This window comes from Aeromonas sp. QDB62 (genome assembly GCF_027705695.1).
In the GTDB taxonomy this organism is placed as follows: Bacteria; Pseudomonadota; Gammaproteobacteria; order Enterobacterales; family Aeromonadaceae; genus Aeromonas; species Aeromonas allosaccharophila.
In genome coordinates this window covers 1-1,092 of record NZ_JAPDCD010000123.1, presented here as the reverse complement: position 1 = coordinate 1,092, position 1,092 = coordinate 1, and the positions used below count along the sequence as shown (strand labels likewise).

Below are 1,092 nucleotides of genomic sequence, written 5' to 3'. Positions count from 1 at the left end.
TCGTGAATTCAGATAATAAGTGCAATGCCCATGGTGCATAGGAGAGAGGCGGTCAACTACCAGTTAGGGTACGCTTCTTCTCGCCAAAGAAACAAAGCGATACACCATGAAATACCAGCAGTTGACCGAGGGGCTACGATACCAGATTGCCTGCCTCCGTGACCATGGCCTGTCACAGGCCCGCATTGCCAAACAGCTCGGGGTTCATCCATCGACTATCAGTCGTGAGCTTCGTCGTAATTGTGCTGGGCAGGCCTATCAGCCGCAGCAGGCTCACCAACTTGCCACGGCACGACGGCTGACGAGTCAGAAGCGTACTGTCCCGTCTGATACCATCGACTTTGTTTGCATGGCGCTGGTCGCGGACTGGAGTCCCGAGCAAATCAGTGGCGTTGGAGACATGATTAACTGCCCGGTTAGCCACGAGTGGATATACCGCTATGTGGCACGCGACAAGGCCAACGGTGGCACGCTATACCGGCATCTGCGTCAGGGTCACAAACGCTATCGCAAGGGTAAGAACAGCAAACGCAGTGTCATTCCCAATCCGGTATCGATTGATGAACGCCCTGCGATAGTCAATGAGCGGAGCCGTGTGGGAGATTGGGAAGTCGATACCGTGTTGGGTAAGCAAGGCAGCGGTGCAATAGTGAGTCTGTTGGAGCGTAAGAGCCGGCTCTACCTGGTTCAATACGTTCCCAGCAAAACAGCCAGCGCGGTGGCGGACACCATTATCAGCATGCTGAAACCCTACCAGGCACATGTCCATACCATCACAGCTGACAATGGTAGCGAGTTTGTCGAACATGAACGTGTTGCAGCAGAGCTGGAAGCGCAGGTGTACTTTGCGCATCCATACAGTGCATGGGAACGGGGACAGAATGAGAATAGCAATGGTCTGCTGCGGCAATATGTGCCCAAAGGCAGTGATTTGAGTGTGGTGACAGCAGAGGCACTGTCAGCCGTCGAAAAGCGGCTGAACTTCAGGCCGCGCAAATGCTTGGGATTTAAACAGCCACAGGTGGTTTTTGACGAACTTCTGAAAGCAGCCTGATTTTTAATCGGGAATTGCACTTCGAAGTTGAATTCGCG

The 1,092-nt window shown here is 53.4% G+C and carries 1 protein-coding gene; it reads left to right on the top strand.

Going from position 1 to position 1,092, the window contains the following annotated elements; genetic code table 11:
- Positions 1 to 106: 106 nt before the first annotated feature.
- Positions 107 to 1,054, top strand: coding sequence for an IS30-like element ISAeca1 family transposase (locus OKC27_RS22705; protein ID WP_012564931.1), 948 nt, complete (start codon positions 107 to 109; stop codon positions 1,052 to 1,054).
- The last annotated feature ends 38 nt before the right edge of the window (positions 1,055 to 1,092 follow it).